Source organism: Nonomuraea sp. NPDC049480, assembly GCF_044465905.1.
Classification (GTDB): Bacteria; Actinomycetota; Actinomycetes; order Streptosporangiales; family Streptosporangiaceae; genus Nonomuraea.
The window spans coordinates 381726-400928 of sequence record NZ_JBITMD010000001.1; the positions used below are offsets into that span (position 1 = coordinate 381726).

Sequence of the window (19203 nt, forward strand, 5' to 3'; positions counted from 1 at the left end):
TGGGCGGGGCAATGTTGGTGACTGGGGCGGGGGCCGCCTCCGCTACCAAGGTAGACACGCAGCTCAAGATCCGCGACATCACGCCGAACCCGGTTGTGGTGAAGGCCGGCGCGGAGACGACTGCTTACTTCGACATCGGGGCCAGCTCCGACGTCCAGAAGGTCGAGCTGAGCGTGGCGCCCGCCGAGGGCTTCCGCACGATGCGCGCCAAGGACGTCAAGGACCTCGAGGGCTGGCGCTTCGCGATCGGCTTCAACGAGAACGACCCGGCCGGCAAGTGGAAGGCCACGGCCGTGGCCTTCGACGCCAAGGGCAAGGAAGTCGCCAAGGACACGGCGTTCTTCGCCGTCGAGATCGAGAAGGGCAAGGCGGAGACGCGCATCTCGCGCTTCAGCGCCGACCCCTGGAAGGTCCGCAAGGGCAAGTCGATCTACTTCTCCGGCCGTCTCCAGGTCAATGACGACGGCTGGGAGGGCGTCCGCGGCGAGAAGGTGAACATCTACGTCCGCACCAGCGGCTCCAGCGGCTGGAAGTGGGTCGGCTCCGACTGGACCGACCGGCGCGGCAAGTTCTACGCCAAGACCAAGGCGTACCGCAGCGGCTTCTTCCGCGCTGTGTACGCCGGCGACGACGAGCTCGAGGGCTCCACGAGCCGCAGCGACTACGTGCGGGTCTACGGATCCTGGTGGCGTCGCTGATCAACAAACCTGAGGCCCGGTCCCTTCGTGGGGCCGGGCTTCCGGCTTTTCTGGAACTTTTGGCTTCTCCCAGGTTTATCGATCACTCCAATGCAGCATGGTCAGTCCCATTGCCGTGATCGCCCTGGAAGGAGCCCCGCATGCCGCATCCCCTCCTCGCTCTCGTCCTGAGCTTGACGAGCACGCTGGGGGCGGCCCCTTCACCCGGCCTGGCCGTGAAGTACGAGCCCGCCGGCTCACCCCGCGCCGAGCAGGCCAAGAAGCTGCTGGAGGACAGCGGCGCACTGAAGACGAAGATCAAACTGCCCAAGCCGGTCAAGGTCGTCGCCCGCGACTGTGACGACGCGAAGGCCACCTGGGACGGCGCGGAGCGCCGGATCACGATCTGCTACTCCCTGGTCGACAAGGTGCACCGCACGCTGACCGGGATCTCCCAGACCGAGGAGGCCGACGCCCGCACCACGACCCGGCGCATCGACGCCGCACTCACGGTGCTCTTCCACCACCAGCTCGGCCACGCCCTGGGCGCCATGAACGGCCTTCCCGACGGGGAGGGGCAGGCCGACCAGCTCGCCGCGCTTACGCTCCTGTCCGACGCGCCCAAGCGCGTGGTGGCCGCCGCCGAGGCCCGTCACCTGCTCGCCGGGCACGCCGGGATCGACCACCTCTCCGGGGTAGAGGAGTCGGCCACGTTCGCCTGCCTGCTGTACGGCGCCGACCCCGCCAAGTACGGCCGCATCGCCCAGGGCGGCTGGGTTCCCGCCGAACGGGCGCCTAACTGCGCCGACGAGTACAACCGGGTCAAGTCGGCTATCGGGTCCATGTGAGGGAGTGCCGTAGCCCGAGGCCATGAGCAGGCGACGGCACATGGCGACCGGGCCCGCCTCACGCAGTGAGGCCGTGAGCAGGGCTGTGAAAGCCGGGACGTAGGGGGTAGCTCCGGGGTATGGCTGTGGACCTGCTCCGAGACTTCGACCCGTTCGACATCTTCGACGCCGAGGCGGCGAGGCTCGACCGCTTCTTCAGCGGGCTCGACGAGAGCGGCTGGCAGCGGCCCTCCCGCTGCGCGGGCTGGTCGGTCCGCGATGTCCTGGCGCACCTGGCGGGCGAGGAGATGTACAACCACGCCTGCCTGGACGGCACCGTGCAGGACCTGATGACCCGGCTGACCATCGAGGGCGTGGCGGGGTTCAACGACTTCAACGAGTGGTGCGTACGCCAGCGCCGCCGCCTCCCGGTGGAGGAGGTGCTGACGGAGTGGCGCGCGCAGAACGGCGACACGCGGCGGCGCATGCGGGAGCTGGGTCGCGACGCCCGGATCGACACGATGGCGGGGCCGTACCCCAACGGGCTGCAGGCCTTCCACTACGACTCCGAGTACGCCACCCACGCCGACGACGCGGGTGTCCCCGTGACCGACGAGGAAGCCGACGACAGGACGTTGTGGCGGGTCGCGGTGGGCCGGTTCGTGCTGGCGGAGCAGGAGGCCAAGGTGCAGGTGGAGCAGACGGCCGAGTACATCTGGGTTGCGGTGAACGGCACCACCGCGACGCTGTCGTACCCGGAGTTCGTGGAGGCCACGGTGGGGCGGCTGCCCGCCTCGCACCAGGTCGACCCGCGCGTCGCCGCGGCCCTGAGATGCCTGGCCTGAGAGGAGATCGATCATGTGGCTGCGTAACCGCGAGGGCACGGAGCCACTGAGCGCGCGCAGCCCGTTGCGCGCCCGGCGGGTCCTGTCCCTGGTGGCGCTGGTGCTCGGCGTCGCGGCGGCGGTGTTCTTCGTGACGCGCGCCATGAGCACGGGCGAGGAGGTCTGGCGCTGGGAGGCCGCGATCGCGGCGGCGGTGGCCGTCATCGCCGCCGTCGACCTGGCCGTGCTCCGCCGCCGCCGCTCAGGTGGTCAGCACGGCAAGCAGCAGTAGCACGATCACCACCGCGCCGACCGCGAAGATCACCCAGACGTGGGCCAGCGCCCACATGCGCAGCCGGTCGCCGTAGGCGTGCGGGAAGAGGTCCCCGCCCGCCTCGATCCTGTTGATGGCCGCAACGCGCTTGGCCAGCTCGGGGTCGTCTCGCTCGAGGGCCAGTTCGATCTGAGCGAGAATGCGGCGTTCCCTTCCGGAGAGACTCATCACACCACCACTGCTGCTGCTCTCACGCCGGTTCAAGCCACGTACCCAGGGGCGGCGCCGCCATGCCCACCGGTGAGACGGTGTTCCCGTCCTCGCCCGGCGCCTTTTCGGCGATGGCCACACACGGTCGTTATGGGCTCTAACCAACGGATGGATGATGACGCTAGGTGCCGACTTCGGAACTCCCGATAATGAGAGGATGTCCACACCGCGACAGCGCTACCGGGAGCAGGTCAGAAACGAGATCAAACAGGCCGCGCTCGCCCAGGTCGGCGACGGTGGAGCCGCGGCCCTGAGCCTGAACGCGGTGGCCAGGCAACTGGGGATGACAGGGCCCGCCCTCTACAAGTATTTCGGCAGCCGCGACGATCTCCTCACCGAGCTGATACTCGACGGTTTCGACGGCCTGGCCGCGGCCGTACGGGCCGGGGTGCGGGAGGGCGCGCCGCGTACCCGCCTGCACGCCCTGGCCGGGGCCTTCTTCGCGTGGGCCGTGGCCCATCCCCACATCTTCGAGCTGCTGGCCGGCACGCCTTCGCCCGGCTACCGGGCGCCGCCGGAGAGCGTGCGGCGGGCCAGGGAGGTGCTGGGACCGTTCCTGCCGGTCTTCGGTCAGGGCCGGTGCGGGCCCGCGGCCGAGCCGTTGCGGGAGGAGATGCGGCGGTGGGTGGAGGAGACGCCGGCGGTGGCCGAGTGGGTGCGGGCCTTCGCGTCCGAGGGCGACATCGCCACCGCGCTGGCCGGGACCATCATGGTGTGGTCACAGCTCCAGGGCATCCTGAGCCTGGAGGTCCAGGGCCGTTTCGAGGGGATGGGGCACCGCGCGGCCACGCTGCTGACCGTCCAGATGGAGTCGCTGGCCGACACCATGGGCCTCTAGTGCGGGAAAGCCTTGGGCGGGCGGGGTGTGACCTCTTCGCGGAACGCCTCGATGACGGCGGCGATCTGCCGTGCGAGCACGGTGTCCTCGATGCGGTCGAGATAGAGCGAGCGCCGGGCCAGCCCGTCGAGGTCCACGACGAAATAGATCGCCATGAGCGGATTGATGAACAGCTCGCTGCCGCGCGTCCGCTCGGTGAAGCGCACGTCGCCGAACTCGCCGCGCACCGCGGCCGCGATCGAGCCGTTCACGATGCTGGGATAGTCAGGCATCTCGGCCTGGGCATGGGCGACCGCGTCGAGATAGAGCGCGCCGGGCTTGGCGGCCCTGGACAGCGAGAACGCGCCCAGGTAGGCGCCGTCGCGCTCCAGCGCCGCGAGGTTCTCCAGAGCCTGCGCGTGGTTGACGCCGTGGTAGGCGTCGACGCCGAAGCCGAGGCAGGCGACGATCTTCTCCGGCACGTCGAGCCCGTGCACGGCCGCCAGACTCGCCATGTCCTCGACCGGCGTGCCCAATCCTGACTCGTCGCCGCGCATGAGGATGTCGGTGCCGCCGTCCACGAGCACGATCGCGTCGAGGCCGAGGTGGGCGACGAGCCTGGCGTACGCGGCCCGCAGCGGCCGGACGCCGGCCTTGGGGAACGCGTACACCGTCGCGGGCATCCCCTGACCATCGAGCCATCGGGCGAGGGCGCGCTCGGGGAGATACCAGTCGCGGGAGTGCGTGTCCGGGCCGACGGCGGCGACGTCCTCGGCCAGCCAGACGTCGAGGTCCAGGGCGTCCAGGCGGCTGAACGACAGGTTCGCCAGGTGGACCTCCTTGCCCTGATCGCGCAGGGCGAGGGCGAGCGGTAACCCGGCGTACACGTCGAAGCCCCCGCCCGCGCCGGCCACGAGGATACGGCCGGACGCCTCGAGGCGGGCGGACAGGAGCGAGTCGAGCATGCGTCACATCTTGCCGCAGGTACGGGTTCGTTACCTGCGGTGCGCCGCTGAACCAGCCTCACCGTAGCGCTGCTTGAAGCGCTCGACGCGGCCGGCGGTGTCCAGGATGCGGCCGCGGCCGGTGTAGAAGGGGTGGCTCGCCGACGACACGTCCACGTCGACGACCGGGTACGTCTTGCCGTCCTCCCACTCGATCGTCTTGTCGCCGGTCAGCGTCGAGCGGGTGAGGAAGGTGAAACCGACGCTCGGGTCGCGGAAGACCACGGGACGGTACGCGGGGTGCAGGTTCTTCTTCATGACCCGCTCAACCAAGCGACAACGGTTTTCATTCCCTGGCTTCGGGGTCGAGCCCGAGGACGGTGCGACCGCCATCCACAGGGACCGTGGCGCCGTTGACGAACGCGGCGTCGTCCGACAGCAGGTACGCCACGACGGCGGCCACCTCGGCGGGCGTGGCGACGCGACCCAGGGGGTGGAGCGTGGCCAGCTGCTCCTCCACGGCCGCGGCCTCCTCCGGGGTGCGGGAGGCGAGGAACGACTCGTGACGCTCGGTGGCCACCGTGCCCGGGGCGACGGCGTTGACCCGGATGCCGCGCCTGCCGTACTCGACGGCCAGCGCCCTGGTCAGCCCCTCGGTGCCGGCCTTCGCCGTCGCGTACGGGAGGCTGCCGGGCACCGCCCTGGTGGCCTGGTGGGAGGTGATGTTGACGATGGCGCCGGAGGTGCCGGCCGCGAGGAAGCAACGCACGGCGGTGGCGCAGCCGACGACGGCCAGATCCAGGTTGACCGCGATCAGCGTCCTGACCACGGCGATCGGTGCGGAATGCACGGAGGCGTCACGGAAGACGGCGGCGTTGTTTACCCAGCCCTTGAGGGTGCCCGACTCCTGGGCCAGGCCGGCGGCCCGGGCCGCGACCTCCTCGTCGGCCGCGTCGCCGATCACGGGCACCACCCGGGGGCCGGCCCAGGAGAGCGCGCCGGGGTCGCGTTCGATGGCGACGACGGTGTCCTCCTCGCCGAGGAGCCGTTCGACCACAGCCTTGCCGATGCCACGCCCGCCGCCGGTTACCACGTACGAAAGAGTCATGAGTCGATGGTCGCGTACCACGCCTTTCGGGGCCCGCGTCGCCGCACCGCCGCGTCGAACCGGGCACTCCGGGTGACGTGACGCTCATCACCGTATTTCCGGCTGATGAACGGGAACGATGGGGAAGTGATCGCCGTATCCGGTCCGAAGGCGCCCGCGCGCATGATCGGGGCACTCGCGATCACGCAGACCGCCGGATATGGCGTGCTTTATTACGCGTTCTCGGTGTTCATTCCGCCGATGTCCCGTGACCTGAACGCCGGCGTCGCGCAGCTCACCGGCGCGATCACGCTGGCCGTCCTCGTGTCGGGGGTGGTGGCGCCGGCCATCGGACGCTGGCTGGACCGGCGCGGCGCGCGCGGGCTGATGACGGCGGGCTCCCTGCTGGGCGCCGCCGCGGTGCTGGCGTGGTCGCAGGTGCAGTCCGTCGCGCAGCTGTACCTCGTGTGCGGGGTGCTGGGCCTGGCGTCGGCGATGGTGCTGTACGAGGCCGCGTTCGCGGTGATCGTGGCCTGGTTCGACGCGGCGCGGCGGGCGCGGGCGCTGCTGGCGGTGACCGTGGTCGCCGGGTTCGCCTCCAGCATCTTCCTGCCGCTGACCGGCTTCCTCGTCGATCGGTACGGCTGGCGGCAGGCGCTGGTCATCCTGGCCGCCGGGTACGCGGTCACCACCGTGCCCCTCCACGCGCTGGCAGTGCGCAACCGGCGGGGGCCTCCCCGCGCGGACCGGGGCGAGATCGTCGGCGCGGCCCTGCGCGAGCGGCCGTTCTGGCTGCTGGCGACCGGGTTCCTGACCCAGACCGGGGCGGTGTCGGTCATGGGGGTGCTGCTGGTCACGTACCTGATCACGCTCGGACATCCGCCGGTGTTCGCCGCGAGCGTGGCCGGGCTGCTCGGGGTGTTGTCGGTGACGGGCCGGCTGGTCACGACGGGGCTGCAGGAGCGGTGGCCGGTGGCGTTGATCACAGCGGTGATGTTCGCGCTGCAGGGGCTGGCGGCGCTGCTGCTGCCGCTGGTCGGCCGGAGCGTGGCCGGGGCCGTGGCCGCGGTGGTGCTGTTCGGGCTGGGGTTCGGGGTGGCGACGATCGCCCGGCCCGCGCTGATCGCCGACCGGTACGGCACGGCCGCGTACGCGTCGCTGAGCGGGGCCCTCGCGCTGCCGATCATCGTGGCGAAGGCGATCGCGCCGCTGGGGGCTGCCGGGATCGCGCAGTTCGCCGGCTATCCGGCGGTCATGGGGGCGGTCGCGGCGGCCTGCGTCGCCGGAGCCTTGGCGCTGGTGGCTTACGATAGGTCGCGTTCGGCGGCCTGTCACGAGTAGCCGCGGCAGGCCTGAGGGTGGCCGCATGGACGCTTCCCCTGGCTCCGATCGCCCTCCGCGAACTCACGAGACGCCCGCCCGCGAACACGTAAGGTAGCCGCATGGATACCGCCATCGAGGTTCTCCACCGCGTGTTCGGCTACGACTCGTTCCGGGCGGGTCAGCAGGAAATCATCGATCATGTCGTGGCCGGTGGGGACGCACTCGTCCTCATGCCCACCGGTGGCGGCAAATCGCTCTGCTATCAGATCCCCGCCCTGGTGCGCCCCGGCGTGGGTGTGGTCGTCTCGCCGCTCATCGCGCTGATGCAGGACCAGGTCGACGCGCTGCGGGCGCTCGGCGTGCGGGCCGGGTTCCTCAACTCGACCCAGGACTTCGACGAGCGCCAGATGGTGGAGGCCGAGTTCCTGGCCGGCGAGCTCGACCTGCTCTACCTCGCGCCGGAGCGGCTGCGGGTGGAGGCCACGATGCGGCTGCTGGCCAAGGGTGACATCTCGATGTTCGCCATCGACGAGGCGCACTGCGTGGCGCAGTGGGGCCACGACTTCCGGCCCGACTACCTCGCGCTCTCCGAGCTGCGCGAGCGCTGGCCGGAGGTGCCGCGCATCGCCCTGACCGCGACCGCCACCCCGGCCACCCACACGGAGATCTCCTCCAGGCTCGGCCTCGACCAGGCGCGCCATTTCGTCGCCGGCTTCGACCGGCCCAACATCCACTACCGCATCACGCCCAAGAGCGAGCCGAAGAAGCAGCTGCTGGAGTTCCTGCGCACCGAGCATCCGGATGAATCCGGCATCGTCTACTGCCTGTCGCGTTCCTCGGTCGAGAAGATCGCCGAGTTCCTGGTGGACAACGGCATCGCGGCGGTCCCCTACCACGCGGGGCTCGACGCCCGCACCCGGGCCGCGCACCAGGCCCGTTTCCTGCGGGAGGACGGGCTGATCGTGGTGGCCACGATCGCGTTCGGCATGGGCATCGACAAGCCGGACGTGCGCTTCGTCGCCCATCTCGACCTGCCGAAATCGGTGGAGGGCTACTACCAGGAGACCGGGCGGGCGGGGCGCGACGGGCTGCCGGCGACCGCGTGGATGGCGTACGGGCTGCAGGACGTGGTCCAGCACCGGCGCATGGCCATGGAGGGCGACGACGCGCACCGCCGCCGCCAGGTGCTGCACCTGGACGCGATGCTGGCACTGTGCGAGACCGTGGGCTGCCGCCGGGTGATGCTGCTCGACTACTTCGGGCAGAAGGGCTCCGAGCCGTGCGGCAACTGCGACACCTGCCAGACGCCTCCCGAGTCGTGGGACGGCACGGTCCCGGCCCAGAAGGTCCTGTCGACCGTGCTGCGGCTGGCGCGTGAGCGGCGCCAGAAGTTCGGGGTGGGGCAGGTCGTGGACATCCTGCTCGGCAAGAAGACCGCCAAGGTGCTGCAGCACGGGCACGACTCGCTGACGGTGTTCGGGGTGGGGACGGAGCTGGGCAACGCGGAGTGGCACGGGGTGGTGCGGCAGCTCCTGGCGCAGGGGTTGCTGGCGGTGGAGTCGGACTACGGGGCGCTGGTGCTCACGGACGCCAGCACGGCGGTGCTGCGCGGGCAGCACGAGGTGCTGCTGCGCCGCGACACCATGCGGCCGGCCCGCGCCAAGCTCGCGGCCCCGGCGAAGGCCCAGCCGGCGGCCGAGCTGCCGGCGGAGGCCGCCCCGGTGTTCGAGCGCCTGCGGTCGTGGCGCGCCGCCACCGCGAAGGAGCAGGGGGTTCCGGCGTACGTCATCTTCCACGACGCCACGCTGCGTGAGATCGCCACCCGCGCGCCCTCGACGCTGGCGGAGCTGAGCTCGGTGAACGGCGTCGGGGAGAACAAACTGGCCAAATACGGAGAGCAGGTCCTCCAGACGCTCGCCGGCGGTGAGGCCTGATCGTGACCGGTGACGGTGTCTGGGATCCCTTCGGCACGCTGGGCAAGGCCCTGTGGATCGGCGGCGGGCAGTGGGCCGGCAAGTCCACCGTCGCCCGGCTGCTCGCCGGCCGCTACGGGCTGACCGCCTACCACTACGACTACCACGACGCCCGCGGTCACGATGATCGCCGGATCGCCCGGCGCGTCAGGCTGGGCCTGTCGCCCGATCCGCCCCCTCCGGACGAGGTCTGGGTCAAGACCACTCCCGAGGAGATGGCCACCGCGGCGCTGGAGCAGTTCGCCGTGCGCTTCGAATGGGCGCTGGACGACCTGCGGGGGCTGGTGTCCGGACGGCCGGTGCTCGCCGAAGGGTGGGGACTACGCCCTGACCTGGTCGCGCCCCTGCTCTCGGACCTGCGCCGGATGGTCGTCATGGTTCCCACGGAGGACTTCCGCGAACGGCAGCTGCGCGAGCTGCCGCGGGCGGTCTCCCTCGGCCACCAGGTCAGCGACCCCGAGCGGGCGCAGCGCAATCGGGTCGAGCGGGATCGCATCCTGGCGGACGACGCTGTGCGGTCCGCCCGGCGGCTCGGCATCCGGGTCATCGAGGTCGACGGGTCCCTGGACGCCGCGGCTGTGGCCGAGATCGTCGCCGAGTGGTTTCGCCCCTGTTTGCCGTAGGGAGTGCGGCGGCGTTGCCGCGGGGCGGGTGGTGGCGACGGCCGCACGAAGAACGGTCGTCGCCACCACGTCGGTCGGCCTGGTCTCGGCGTTTCACCGGCGCCGCGCCGCCGATCGACCGGCCGTACGTGTTAGTCGGGCCCCCTGGCACGGTGAGTGCGTGCCCGCTCACGATCTTCTCACCGTATCGGCCGAGTCGTTGCGGGTTCGCGGGACTGTCTTGGCTTACACGGTGATCGTACGATGCCGGCGCGAGATGTGCGGGGGCGGGTAGAGCGTACTGACCAGTAAGGTTAGGGACGGCAGGACGGCCAGTCCGGATGGCGGCCCAGGTAGGCGAGCAGGTGGTCCTGGGCGGGCGCGTCGGCGGGCACGGCCAGCCGCGCGGCGAACCGGGCGGGGCGGTCGGCCGGCGTGACGAACAGGCGGGCCAGATCCAGCAGTTCCTCGGCCATGAGTGGTGGGATCGGGCGGTGCTCGCCGCAGGTCCTGGCCACGTCCCAGCCGTGGACGGCGATCTCGATCGCGCCGACCGCGGCCACCATCGGGCTGGTCAGGTGGTGGTCGTGGACGGTGATCACGTCTTGGGCGAGCGTGCCCGCCCACGTGCCGAGGACCTCGGTGGCGTCGTCCCTCAGGTGGAGTGCCGGGTTGCCGGCCCGGGCCATCCGTCGTCTCGCGGCCCGCAGGCGGTCCATTCGCCTGGCGTGCGGGCTGATGTGGCCGGTGGCGGCCTCGTTCAGGGTCCTGAGGGAGTCGTTCACGTGGTCGAGGAGCTTCTCCAGGGTCCAGCCGGCACAGGGGGTGGGGCGGCAGAGGGTCGCCGGGGTCACGACGCGCAGGCTGCCCAGCGTGTACTCGATGGCCCGCTCCAGCAGCGCCACACCCGCCGTCAGCGCCAGTCCTCGCTCGCCGTTCATATCGCCTCCTTTGTACATGCAGACCCGGAGGCGGGGAGAAAATCATCGTCCTGGCGACGAATTCCTCCCGTCCTCCCTCAACCACCGCCTCCCACCAGGCGCTCGCTCAGGCGATTTCTCTCCAGGCCATGCTCCAGACGCTCCCGAACAGGCCCCTCGCTCCGGGACTCCCCCGGCCTTCTCCGGGGTCTCGCCAGGTTCATCCCCGCTGCTCTCCCGCTTGCCGTGCGCACGCGGACGACGCGGTTCGCGATCTCGTACGATCACGCCGGTTCTCGGCGGTCACGGCAGGGGAACCTTCTGGCGCCGGTCGGAGTATGGAGAGCGAGGAGGTTTGATGAGGCCGATGGCGGTGCCGCTCCTGATGGCCGGGGCTGTGGCGGTTTCGGGGTGCACCGGGGCGGATGAGCGGCCTGCGGCGGCGCCGACACCGGTCATGAGCATCAGTATGGGTTCGGCCCCGTTCCCGAGCCCGAGTCCCGTTGTCACCGGCAACGGGTGCAACGGAACTTCGGTGTACCTGGGTAACGGATTGGCCGAAGTGCGAGGGACGGCGGAGAACGCCGAGCTGTGGGGATTGTTGTTCGCCAAGGCTCCGCCGCCGCTCCGCCGGGCCGAGGAAGTCAAGATCGTGTGGCGGATGACCGGAGAGGGGCCGCTGCAGGTCAAGGCCACCCTCCCGGACGGCACGCGGGCGAAGCTCATCTGGGGTCCTGAGCGGCATGGCGGGTCGAACTGGCGGCGGCCCGGCCAGGAGTGGGGCACCGGGTTCGTCTTCCCGAAGGACGGCTGCTGGAAGATCGAGCTGACCCGCACACGCGGCTCAGGACACGTGTGGCTCCTGGTCCGCTAGAGCACGGTCGACGAAGGCCGTGACGTCGTCCAAAACCTCGTCCTTGTTGGTCTCGTTGAAGACCTCGTGCCTGGCCCCGGGGTAGATCCGCTCGGTCAGGTCCGTGCCGCGGACGGCGTCGATGCCGGTCCGGCTCGGCCCCAGGGGCACGAGCTGATCGTCCTCCCCGTGCACCCAGAGCGTGGGCAGCGCCCCGAACGTCCCGCCCTTGGCGATCGCGGCCAGCGTCGTGGCGAGCGCCTCCAGCGTGGCCCGCTTGAACGGCCCGTGCCAGACCAGCGGGTCGGCGGCGTACGCGGTGCCCACGGACGGGTCGCGGGAGAGCGTGGCCGGGTCGATGGGGATGTCGGGGATCTCGTCGAGCGCCAGCAGGGCGGGGATGACCTCCCACTCGCCGATCACCGGGCCGGACAGCACGAGCGCGGCCAGACCGGCACCATGGCGCTGCGCGTAGCGGGCGGCGATCATGCCGCCCATCGAGTGGCCGATCGCCACGACGGGAACGCCGGGGTGGTCGGCCCTGGCGCGTTCCTCGACCGCGTGCACGTCGGTCACCACGTCCTCGAAGTCCTCGATCAGCACCCGGTCGCCTTCGGACCTGCCGTGCCCGACGTGGTCGAGGCCGTAGACGGCGGCGCCGTGCCGGACGAGCCGGTCGGCCACGTATTCGTAGCGGCCGATGTGCTCGCCGTACCCGTGGATCAGGATGACCACGTAGCGCGGATGGTCATGCGGCCATTCGCGGACCGTGTTGAGTCCTCGGACGCCGGCGAAGGTGTGCTCTCGCGACTCGGCCATGGTGGTGAGCGTACGTGTCGGGCTGGCCCGCCGACAACCACCGTACGCTGGAACCATGATCCCGCTGCCGATGAGGGAGATCGCGCCCGGAGCCGTGCACCTGCCCGGCTGGCTCACGATGGACGAGCAGCGGCGCCTCGTGCGGGCCTGCCGCGAGTGGGCCAGGGGTCCGGTGCCGATGCGGCACACGGTGCTGCCCGGGGGCGGCGTCATGTCCGTGCAGACGGTGTGCGTGGGCTGGCACTGGCAGCCGTACCGGTATACGCGGCTGGCCCACGACGTGAACGGGCGCAAGGTGGCCGGCTTCCCCGGCTGGCTCGGTGAGCTGGGCCGCCGCGCCGTGGCCGACGCGTACGGCCGTCCCGGCGAGGACTACGAGCCCGACACCGCGCTGATCAACTTCTACGACGGCGAGGCGAAGATGGGCATGCACCAGGACAAGGACGAGAAGTCGGACGCCCCGGTGGTGTCACTGAGCATCGGCGACACGTGCCTGTTCCGCTTCGGCAACACCGAGACGCGCGGCAAGCCGTACACGGATGTGGAGCTGGCCTCCGGCGACCTGTTCGTGTTCGGCGGCCCGTCGCGCCTGGCCTACCACGGCGTGCCGAAGATCTACCCGGGGACGGGCGGCCCCGCCACCGGCCTCGCCTCCGGGCGGCTCAACCTCACGATGCGGGTCACCGGCCTCCGGTGACGTAGTCGAAGTCGTCGTCGGAGAGCGTACGCCGCAGGGTCCGCAGCACCTTGGCGGGGTCGTCCATCGGCCCCTCCATGTAGAAGGGCTTGCCGTTGCGCCCGAACGTGATCGCCGAGCCGCCCTCCCACTTGCCCAGCGCCTCGGCCGCGGGCGCGAAGTCCTCGTGCGGCTCGAACCCGAGCGTGCGGGCGTGGTCGACCGATCCCAGCACCAGGTGCCTGACCAGCTCGAACGGCGCCTCCTGCCAGCCGGCGTACTCGCCGAAGAAGTATTCGCGGAAACGCCGCAACTCGCGATCGTCCATCACATCGGGGCCGATGGCGTTCTTGACGCCCAGGCAGTAGACGTCGGCCAGGAAGCCGCAGACCTTCACCCGGTCCCAGGTGTGCCGCCGGGCGACGAGCACGCACACCATCCCCTCGACGCCCGCCTCGGGCGCCTCGTCCACCCATCCGAGTGCCGGGTCCACGCCGAGCCCGGCACTCCAGCCGACGTTGATCCAGGAACCGACCACCTCGGGCTCGGCGGTGTCGGCGGTCTCGGCGGCGGTCTCCGCGGCGATCTCCCGCACCAGCGGCGCCACGGCAGAGGGCGGCACCTTGAGCGCGCGGGCGATCTCCTTGGGGGATTTGCCCTGTGCGCGTAGCTCGCGTACCCGGTCCTTCAATTCCGCTGTGTCCACCGGGGCAGCCTAGCGGGGGCGCACGTCGAGCCACCACCAGCCGCCGGCGAGCTCGAACACGACCACGGCCGGCACCGCTCGACCGCGTCCGGCCTCCCCAGAGCCGGCCGGACTTTCAGAGGATGAGCAGGAGCATGGCGATAGGCGCGGGCGCGCAAAGACCAACGACAACACGGGACGAAAAGGAGTGGCCATGGACGTGGAGAGCCGTGACACGGGACCGTCGGCAGCGCTCATGTCGGCGATCGTGAGTGTTGTTTCTGAGCAGCATTTCCCGCATCCGGGGCTACTACCGCACGCTCGACCCGGAGGCGGCGCGCTACTTCGCCAGATGGGAAGCGGGTGAAGGGGAGACCGACGACGCACTTGGCTCGCCGGCGGTCAAAGCGGGCCCGATGAACATCACCGCTACCTGAGGGTCCAGCGCTGAGCCACTCGGGCGGCTGGGATCAACGCGATCGACTGGCTGACCCGCGCGGGCCGCGGCGTGTCAGTGAGCCGCTTCCCGGCGCGCCGATGCCTGCGCTGACCGCGTGGCAAGGCCGGCATCACCAGGGATTGAGGCGGCGGGAGCTGCCGCCGTCCACCCAGATGGCCCGCATCGACCGCAGCCCTCCTTCAGATCGGCGGACCAGGGCAGCATGGCTCCCTCCAGAGCTCAGCCGACGGACGCGGTGACCGTGTCCACCCCTGTCTGCGTGACAGCGCGTCCGGAAACCAGGACGAGCGCGAGGTTGCGCAGGTCGGCGATGCGGTCGAGCGGGTCGCCGTGGACCGCGATGAGGTCGGCCCGCTTGCCGGCCTCCAGCGTGCCGGTCACGTCGCCCACCCCGCAGGCGTCGGCGGCTCGCACGGTGGCCATCTCGATGATCTCCGCGTTGCCGAACCCGGCGTGCGCGAACACCTCCAGGCCGGCCACGTATCCGTCGAGGCGGTTGTCCACGCCTGCCGAGCCGAACCCGCCGTCGGTGCCCGCGATGAGGCGCACCCCGGCCTCCCGCATGGCCACGACCCCGTTCAGCCAGTCGTCGATCATCTTGGGGCCGAGCACGTCGCGTAACCGCCAGAACACTCCGTGCACGGTGGGGCAGACGTACGTGCCGCGGGCCGCCACCAGGTCGGCCAGTTCGGCGTCGTAGCGGTGGCCGGTGGCGGTGAAGAACGAGCAGTGTTCGAGGGTGGCGACGCCGGCCTCGACGCAGCTGCGGATCGCGGCGTGCGCATGGGCGTGCGCGGCGACGCCCTTGCCGCGCGTGGCCGCCTCCTCCACGACGGCGCGGATCTGCTCGGTGGTGTACTGCGGCACCCAGCTGGGCGGCGCGCCCGGCGTCATCTGGCCGCCGGAGGCCATCACCTTGAGGCAGTCGGCGCCCGCCCGCAGATTTTCCCTGGCCACGCGGCGGATGGCGCTCTCGTCGTCGGCCTCGCCGCCCATGTACCAGCAGTGGCCGCCGGTGATCGTGATGGGCCTGGTGGCGGCCAGGATGTGCGGGCCGACGGCCAGGCCCTCCTCGATCGCGTCACGTAGCACGATGTCGAGGAAGCCGCGCCCGCCGAGGTCGCGGGCCGTGGTGACGCCGGCGGACACGAGCTTGCGGGCGTTCTCGGCCATGCGCAGCAGCAGGTGGTGGTCGCTCTCGGCGCTGCGCCGCGTCACCGGGTCCACGCGGGCGTCGAACCCGAGGTGCACGTGCGCGTCGATCAGCCCCGGCAGCACCGTGTGCCCGGAGAGGTCGAGGATCTCGTCGGCCTCTCCGGCGCTGCCGCGCGGCCCTGTGGAGATGATCGTGGCACCGTCCACGGCGACCTCGCCGTCTTGGATCACCTCACCGGCACGCCCGGTGAGCACCTTCGCCGCGCGAATGATCCGCATGAACCCACACTGCCATAAGGCGGCGGGAAGGGGATCGTAAGCGCGGCCCGGCACCTTGGGGACATCGGAATCCGAGCACGAAGGACGGCAGCGATGACCCAGACCGTCGAATTCGAGATCACCCGTGTCCTCGACGCGCCCCGCGAACTGGTGTGGGCCGCGTGGACGGAGCCCGAGCGGTTCTCCCGGTGGTTCGGCCCCCGGATGATGGCCACGCCGGTCGGCCGGATCACCCTGGACGCCTGGCCCGGCGGGCTCTGGCGGGCCACTCTGGTGGGCGGCGAGGGGTTCGAGGTGCTGCTCGACGGCACCTACCGCGAGGTGCGCGCGCCCGCGCGGCTGGTGTTCACGACGGGCGATCCCGAAAGTCCGGGCGACGGGCCGGCGTCCGTGGTGACGATCGACTTCACGGACGCGGGAGGGAAGACCGAGATGCGCTTCCGCCAGCGCGGCGTCAACGTCGAGCAGGCGGGCTGGATGGAGTTCTTGGACCGCCTGGCCGAGCACGTCACAGCAGGTTGAGGGCGTCGTCCAGCTTGAGCGCGGCGCCGTCGGCGTACGCGGCGGCGAACGCCTCCTCCCCCAGCGCGTCCCGTGCCAGGGCCGTCATCCGCTCGACCTCGGCCCGCTCCCACGGTCCCAGGGGCGTCTGGTGGTGGTCCCTGGCGGCCGCCGCCAGCCCGAGCAGCCTGGCGGCCTTCTCGGTCGGCCCTGAGGCCGAGGCCGCGCCCTCCACCACGTACGCGGCCGACCTGGGGTCGCCCATCCGCTGGGAGGCCACCAGCGCCTCCCGCTGCAGCGCCAGCGCCTCGGCCGGGTCGCCGCGCACCTCCGCCAGGCGGCCCAGCTCGGTGAGCACGTCCGGCAGGAACATGGCCGGCTCGACGTCCGGGCCGCGCGGCACCCCTTCCAGCATGCCGAGCAGCACCGTCTCGGCCAGCTCAAGCCGGCCCGCCCGGAACGCGGCGAAGGCCAGGCCCAGCTCCGCCTGGGTCACGCCGTCCCGGTACCCCTGGTCGGTGGCCAGTTTCCTGGCCCGCTCGGAGATCTCGATGGCACGGTCGTAGTCGCCGCTCTGCATGGCGATCCAGCCGAGCCAGGCGGTGTGCGTGGCGACCGAGGGCCACAGGCCGAGGTCCTCGGCCATCCGCAGCCCCTCGCCGAACAGCCGGTTGGCCCGCTCGGTGTCGTAGGCCATCTCGGCCACCGTCGCCAGCCACTCCGTGGCCCGCAGTATCCCCCAGCGGTCGCCGAGCTCGGTGAACAGCCGGACGCTCTCCCCGGCCAGCCGCTCCAGCGCCTCGACGTCCCGCTGCGTGAACGCGTCCATGGCCTGCCTGGAGAGCGCCACGGCCACGCCCCACTGGTCGCCGACGGCCCGGAAGGTGGTCAGCGCCCGTCGCATCAGCTCCTGCCCGGTCGCCATGTCCGGCACATGCATGCTGATGAACAGCTCGGCCCTGGCCCGGTCGCCGGGCTCCTCGACGGCCTCGAGCGCGGGGCGCCACTCGACCTGCTCGCCGAGGGTGATCGCGAACCCGGCGAGCCAGGCCGCCGCCCTGGCCCTGGGCGCGGAGAGCTCTCCTGCCACGGACAGCGCCGCCGCCAGCGACCGCCTGCCCTCGGCCAGCCTGCCGCGCAGGAACCAGTACCACGACAGGGCGTTCACCAGCCGGGCCGCGCTGTCACCGTCCGCGCGGGCGATGGCCGTGTCGAGCGCGGTCCGCATGTTGGCGGCCTCGGCGTCCAGGCGCAGCAGCCAGTCCCGCTGCTCGTGCCCGCGCAGTCCTGGCTCGGCGCGTTCGGCCAGCGTGAGGTAGTGGCGCAGGTGCGCGTGGCGTACCCGGTCGAGCTCGTCCGCGTCGGACAGCCGGGCGACGCAGTACGCCGACACCGACTCCAGCAGCCGGTACCTGACCCCCGCCGGGGAGTCCGCCACGACCACGAGCGAGCGGTCGACGAGCCGGGTCAGCAGGTCGAGCACGTCGAGGCCAGGCTCGCCGAAGTCCGGGTCACCGCACACCGCCTCGGCGGCCTCCATCGTGCAGCCTTCGGCGTGCACGGCCAGGCGGCGCAGGACGCGGCGCTCCTCGTCGGACAGCAGGTCCCAGCTCCAGTCGATCACCGCGGTCAGCGTCTGCTGACGGGCCGGCGCGCCGCGCTGCCCCGAGGCCAGCAGCCGGAACCTGTCGTCCAGCCTGGCCACCACGCCGTGCACGCCCAGCGCCCGCACCCGGGTCGCGGCCAGCTCCAGCGCCAGCGGGATGCCGTCCAGCCGCCGGCACAGCTGGACGACGGACTGCGCGTTGCCCGCGTCGAGCGCGAAGCCGCGGGCGGAGGCGGCGGCGCGGGTCACGAACAGCCTGACCGCGTCGGAGCGCGCCATGACCGTCAGGTCGGCGCTCGCGGGCACGTCGAGCGGCGGCACGCTCCACAGCACCTCGCCGTCCACGGCCAGCGGCTCCCTGCTGGTGGCCAGGATCCGCAGGCCCGGGCAGGCCCGCAGGAGCAGCTCGGCCAGCTCGGCGACGGGCTCGACCACGTGCTCGCAGTTGTCGAGGACGAGCAGCATCCGGCGCTGCCTGAGCGCGCCCGCCAGCTGGCCCGTCACATCGGCGGAGTCCGTGCCTTCCCTGATGTCCAATGCCGCCATGACTGCCTCCGCGGGGGTGCGCGACGGCTGATGCGGCTCCGCGCCGGACGCCTGGTGCAGGTCGACCTGGACCGCCTGATCGAGCTCGACCAGCCACGCGCCGTCGGCGAAGCCGTCCAGGAGCCGGTTCGCGGCCTCCAGCGCGAGGCGGGTCTTGCCGACCCCGCCGCTGCCGGTGAGCGTCACCAGCCGCTCCTCCTCGAGCAGCGCGCACACCTCCGCCAGCGCCTCGTCCCTGCCGATCAGCTTGCTGACGGCGGCGGGCAGGTTGGTCAGCGGCCGGTCGGCGGGCACGCTCAGCGACGGGTCCTGCCCGAGTATCGCCTGGTGGAGCGCGACGATCTCGGGCCCGGGGTCGAGGCCGAGCTCGTCGGCCAGCCGCTCACGCAGCTCGGCGTAGCTGGCCAGCGCCTCGCTCTGCCGGCCCGCCCGGTAGAGGGCACGCAGGTGCACGGCCCGCAACCGCTCCCTGAGCGGGTAGCGGGCCACCAGGTCGCCCAGCTCGCCCACGAGCAGCCCGTGCTCGCCCAGCTCCAGCCTGGCCTCGGCGTGCTGCTCCAGCGCCGACAGCCGCTGCTCCTCCAGCCGGAGGATGGCCGACCGGGTGTACTCCTCGTCGGCGAAGTCCGCGTACGCGGGCCCTCGCCACAGCGCCAGCGCCTCACCCAGCAGCCTGGACTTGGTCCGCGGGCTGTCGGCGGCCTCGGCCTGCGTCAGCAGCCCCGCGAAACGCTCGGCGTCCAGGGCGCCGGGGTCGGGGCGCAGCAGGTAGCCGGGGGCGCGGGAGACCACGAGGTTCTTGCCTCCGGCCTCGGCGTCCTCGAGCGCCTTGCGCAGCTGCGAGACGCGTACCTGCAGCGCGCCCGCCGGATTCCCTGGCGGCTCCTCGCCCCATAGGTCGTCGACCAGCCGGTCCACGGAGACCGGATGGCCCTCGTGGACGAGCAGGTCCACGAGCAACGCCCGTACCTTGAGGCCGGGAATCGTGACGGCCTCACCGGCGTCCGTCCACACTCCCAGCGGGCCCAGCACCCCAAAACGCATGCTCGTCACCTTATGTGCGGCCTTAAGCCCGCGAAAAGAAC

Annotated in this window: 21 protein-coding genes; 12 read left to right on the plus strand and 9 right to left on the minus strand. The window is 71.6% G+C overall.

Annotated features, from left to right (window positions below; all coding sequences use genetic code 11):
• The first annotated feature begins 11 nt into the window (after window positions 1-11).
• From ACIBX3_RS01795 to ACIBX3_RS01810, 4 genes are all read left to right on the plus strand, one after another.
• On the plus strand, window positions 12-698 hold the full coding sequence (locus ACIBX3_RS01795) for a hypothetical protein (RefSeq protein WP_397112020.1): 687 nt from the start codon (window positions 12-14) through the stop codon (window positions 696-698).
• 140 nt (window positions 699-838) lie between these two features.
• On the plus strand, window positions 839-1525 hold the full coding sequence (locus ACIBX3_RS01800; RefSeq protein WP_397112022.1) for a DUF4344 domain-containing metallopeptidase: 687 nt from the start codon (window positions 839-841) through the stop codon (window positions 1523-1525).
• Window positions 1526-1644: 119 nt separating this feature from the next.
• Window positions 1645-2349, plus strand: coding sequence for a maleylpyruvate isomerase family mycothiol-dependent enzyme (locus ACIBX3_RS01805; RefSeq protein WP_397112024.1), 705 nt, complete (start codon window positions 1645-1647; stop codon window positions 2347-2349).
• A gap of 13 nt (window positions 2350-2362) precedes the next feature.
• Window positions 2363-2620 (plus strand): DUF6343 family protein, encoded by a 258-nt coding sequence (locus tag ACIBX3_RS01810; protein WP_397112026.1) that lies wholly within the window; start codon window positions 2363-2365, stop codon window positions 2618-2620.
• On the opposite strand, the gene ACIBX3_RS01815 is transcribed toward ACIBX3_RS01810, so the two are convergent.
• The gene (locus ACIBX3_RS01815) at window positions 2591-2830 is read right to left on the minus strand and encodes a DUF3040 domain-containing protein (protein WP_397112028.1); all 240 of its coding nucleotides are present in this window, start codon (window positions 2828-2830) and stop codon (window positions 2591-2593) included. The genes ACIBX3_RS01810 and ACIBX3_RS01815 overlap by 30 nt on opposite strands.
• A 199-nt stretch (window positions 2831-3029) precedes the next feature.
• Here ACIBX3_RS01815 and ACIBX3_RS01820 point away from each other — a divergent pair, with 199 nt between their 5' ends.
• On the plus strand, window positions 3030-3710 hold the full coding sequence (locus ACIBX3_RS01820; RefSeq protein ID WP_397112030.1) for a TetR/AcrR family transcriptional regulator: 681 nt from the start codon (window positions 3030-3032) through the stop codon (window positions 3708-3710).
• Here the strand turns inward: ACIBX3_RS01820 and ACIBX3_RS01825 are convergent.
• The 3 genes from ACIBX3_RS01825 to ACIBX3_RS01835 are packed head-to-tail and all read right to left on the minus strand — an operon-like array spanning window position 3707 to window position 5741.
• On the minus strand, window positions 3707-4654 hold the full coding sequence (locus tag ACIBX3_RS01825) for a DUF1152 domain-containing protein (protein ID WP_397112032.1): 948 nt from the start codon (window positions 4652-4654) through the stop codon (window positions 3707-3709). The genes ACIBX3_RS01820 and ACIBX3_RS01825 overlap by 4 nt on opposite strands.
• A gap of 30 nt (window positions 4655-4684) precedes the next feature.
• Window positions 4685-4951, minus strand: a complete 267-nt coding sequence (locus ACIBX3_RS01830; protein WP_397112034.1) for a type B 50S ribosomal protein L31 — start codon at window positions 4949-4951, stop codon at window positions 4685-4687.
• 28 nt (window positions 4952-4979) lie between these two features.
• Complete coding sequence (locus ACIBX3_RS01835; protein WP_397112036.1) at window positions 4980-5741, minus strand: SDR family NAD(P)-dependent oxidoreductase; 762 nt, start codon at window positions 5739-5741, stop codon at window positions 4980-4982.
• 162 nt (window positions 5742-5903) lie between these two features.
• On the opposite strand from ACIBX3_RS01835, the gene ACIBX3_RS01840 reads away from it, so the two are divergent.
• The 3 genes from ACIBX3_RS01840 to ACIBX3_RS01850 all read left to right on the plus strand — a co-directional run bounded on the left by ACIBX3_RS01840 (window position 5904) and on the right by ACIBX3_RS01850 (window position 9639).
• Window positions 5904-7061, plus strand: a complete 1158-nt coding sequence (locus ACIBX3_RS01840; RefSeq protein ID WP_397112038.1) for an MFS transporter — start codon at window positions 5904-5906, stop codon at window positions 7059-7061.
• A 101-nt stretch (window positions 7062-7162) separates the two neighbouring features.
• Entirely contained in the window at window positions 7163-8977 is a 1815-nt protein-coding gene (gene recQ, locus ACIBX3_RS01845; RefSeq protein ID WP_397112040.1) for a DNA helicase RecQ, read from the plus strand.
• 2 nt (window positions 8978-8979) lie between these two features.
• On the plus strand, window positions 8980-9639 hold the full coding sequence (locus ACIBX3_RS01850) for a hypothetical protein (protein WP_397112042.1): 660 nt from the start codon (window positions 8980-8982) through the stop codon (window positions 9637-9639).
• Between the two features lie 293 nt (window positions 9640-9932).
• Here ACIBX3_RS01850 and ACIBX3_RS01855 read toward each other — a convergent pair whose 3' ends face one another.
• On the minus strand, window positions 9933-10559 hold the full coding sequence (locus tag ACIBX3_RS01855; protein WP_397112044.1) for a TIGR03086 family metal-binding protein: 627 nt from the start codon (window positions 10557-10559) through the stop codon (window positions 9933-9935).
• Window positions 10560-11073: 514 nt separating this feature from the next.
• On the opposite strand from ACIBX3_RS01855, the gene ACIBX3_RS01860 reads away from it, so the two are divergent.
• A complete protein-coding gene (locus ACIBX3_RS01860; protein ID WP_397112046.1) occupies window positions 11074-11412 on the plus strand; it encodes a hypothetical protein in 339 nt (112 codons plus the stop codon).
• Here the strand turns inward: ACIBX3_RS01860 and ACIBX3_RS01865 are convergent.
• Window positions 11383-12210: a lysophospholipase gene (locus tag ACIBX3_RS01865; RefSeq protein WP_397112047.1), complete on the minus strand. Its 828-nt coding sequence runs from the start codon at window positions 12208-12210 to the stop codon at window positions 11383-11385. The two genes, ACIBX3_RS01860 and ACIBX3_RS01865, sit on opposite strands and share 30 nt — an antisense overlap.
• Before the next feature lie 55 nt (window positions 12211-12265).
• Here ACIBX3_RS01865 and ACIBX3_RS01870 point away from each other — a divergent pair, with 55 nt between their 5' ends.
• Entirely contained in the window at window positions 12266-12907 is a 642-nt protein-coding gene (locus ACIBX3_RS01870) for an alpha-ketoglutarate-dependent dioxygenase AlkB family protein (protein WP_397112049.1), read from the plus strand.
• Here ACIBX3_RS01870 and ACIBX3_RS01875 read toward each other — a convergent pair.
• Window positions 12891-13592, minus strand: a complete 702-nt coding sequence (locus ACIBX3_RS01875) for a helix-turn-helix domain-containing protein (RefSeq protein ID WP_397112051.1) — start codon at window positions 13590-13592, stop codon at window positions 12891-12893. The two genes, ACIBX3_RS01870 and ACIBX3_RS01875, sit on opposite strands and share 17 nt — an antisense overlap.
• A 251-nt stretch (window positions 13593-13843) precedes the next feature.
• Between ACIBX3_RS01875 and ACIBX3_RS01880 the strand changes: the two genes are divergently transcribed.
• Complete coding sequence (locus ACIBX3_RS01880; RefSeq protein ID WP_397112053.1) at window positions 13844-14008, plus strand: hypothetical protein; 165 nt, start codon at window positions 13844-13846, stop codon at window positions 14006-14008.
• Window positions 14009-14250: 242 nt separating this feature from the next.
• On the opposite strand, the gene ACIBX3_RS01885 is transcribed toward ACIBX3_RS01880, so the two are convergent.
• Complete coding sequence (locus tag ACIBX3_RS01885) at window positions 14251-15465, minus strand: amidohydrolase family protein (RefSeq protein ID WP_397112055.1); 1215 nt, start codon at window positions 15463-15465, stop codon at window positions 14251-14253.
• A gap of 93 nt (window positions 15466-15558) precedes the next feature.
• On the opposite strand from ACIBX3_RS01885, the gene ACIBX3_RS01890 reads away from it, so the two are divergent.
• The gene (locus tag ACIBX3_RS01890; RefSeq protein WP_397112057.1) at window positions 15559-15987 is read left to right on the plus strand and encodes an SRPBCC domain-containing protein; all 429 of its coding nucleotides are present in this window, start codon (window positions 15559-15561) and stop codon (window positions 15985-15987) included.
• Here ACIBX3_RS01890 and ACIBX3_RS01895 read toward each other — a convergent pair.
• Window positions 15974-19162 carry a BTAD domain-containing putative transcriptional regulator gene (locus ACIBX3_RS01895; protein ID WP_397112059.1) on the minus strand — a complete coding sequence of 1063 codons (3189 nt, stop codon included), beginning with the start codon at window positions 19160-19162 and terminating at the stop codon, window positions 15974-15976. The two genes, ACIBX3_RS01890 and ACIBX3_RS01895, sit on opposite strands and share 14 nt — an antisense overlap.
• Window positions 19163-19203: the final 41 nt, after the last annotated feature.

What these genes read in the sequence shown, in the direction of transcription:
- ACIBX3_RS01890 (WP_397112057.1), top strand. Translation starts at nt 15,559, where the DNA reads ATGACCCAGACCGTCGAATTCGAGATCACCCGTGTCCTCGACGCGCCC.
- recQ (WP_397112040.1), top strand. Translation starts at nt 7,163, where the DNA reads ATGGATACCGCCATCGAGGTTCTCCACCGCGTGTTCGGCTACGACTCG.
- ACIBX3_RS01805 (WP_397112024.1), top strand. Translation starts at nt 1,645, where the DNA reads ATGGCTGTGGACCTGCTCCGAGACTTCGACCCGTTCGACATCTTCGAC.
- ACIBX3_RS01795 (WP_397112020.1), top strand. Translation starts at nt 12, where the DNA reads ATGTTGGTGACTGGGGCGGGGGCCGCCTCCGCTACCAAGGTAGACACG.
- ACIBX3_RS01815 (WP_397112028.1), bottom strand. Translation starts at nt 2,830, where the DNA reads ATGAGTCTCTCCGGAAGGGAACGCCGCATTCTCGCTCAGATCGAACTG.
- ACIBX3_RS01800 (WP_397112022.1), top strand. Translation starts at nt 839, where the DNA reads ATGCCGCATCCCCTCCTCGCTCTCGTCCTGAGCTTGACGAGCACGCTG.
- ACIBX3_RS01895 (WP_397112059.1), bottom strand. Translation starts at nt 19,162, where the DNA reads ATGCGTTTTGGGGTGCTGGGCCCGCTGGGAGTGTGGACGGACGCCGGT.
- ACIBX3_RS01865 (WP_397112047.1), bottom strand. Translation starts at nt 12,210, where the DNA reads ATGGCCGAGTCGCGAGAGCACACCTTCGCCGGCGTCCGAGGACTCAAC.
- ACIBX3_RS01840 (WP_397112038.1), top strand. Translation starts at nt 5,904, where the DNA reads ATGATCGGGGCACTCGCGATCACGCAGACCGCCGGATATGGCGTGCTT.
- ACIBX3_RS01810 (WP_397112026.1), top strand. Translation starts at nt 2,363, where the DNA reads ATGTGGCTGCGTAACCGCGAGGGCACGGAGCCACTGAGCGCGCGCAGC.
- ACIBX3_RS01820 (WP_397112030.1), top strand. Translation starts at nt 3,030, where the DNA reads ATGTCCACACCGCGACAGCGCTACCGGGAGCAGGTCAGAAACGAGATC.
- ACIBX3_RS01835 (WP_397112036.1), bottom strand. Translation starts at nt 5,741, where the DNA reads ATGACTCTTTCGTACGTGGTAACCGGCGGCGGGCGTGGCATCGGCAAG.
- ACIBX3_RS01855 (WP_397112044.1), bottom strand. Translation starts at nt 10,559, where the DNA reads ATGAACGGCGAGCGAGGACTGGCGCTGACGGCGGGTGTGGCGCTGCTG.
- ACIBX3_RS01825 (WP_397112032.1), bottom strand. Translation starts at nt 4,654, where the DNA reads ATGCTCGACTCGCTCCTGTCCGCCCGCCTCGAGGCGTCCGGCCGTATC.
- ACIBX3_RS01830 (WP_397112034.1), bottom strand. Translation starts at nt 4,951, where the DNA reads ATGAAGAAGAACCTGCACCCCGCGTACCGTCCCGTGGTCTTCCGCGAC.
- ACIBX3_RS01870 (WP_397112049.1), top strand. Translation starts at nt 12,266, where the DNA reads ATGATCCCGCTGCCGATGAGGGAGATCGCGCCCGGAGCCGTGCACCTG.
- ACIBX3_RS01885 (WP_397112055.1), bottom strand. Translation starts at nt 15,465, where the DNA reads ATGCGGATCATTCGCGCGGCGAAGGTGCTCACCGGGCGTGCCGGTGAG.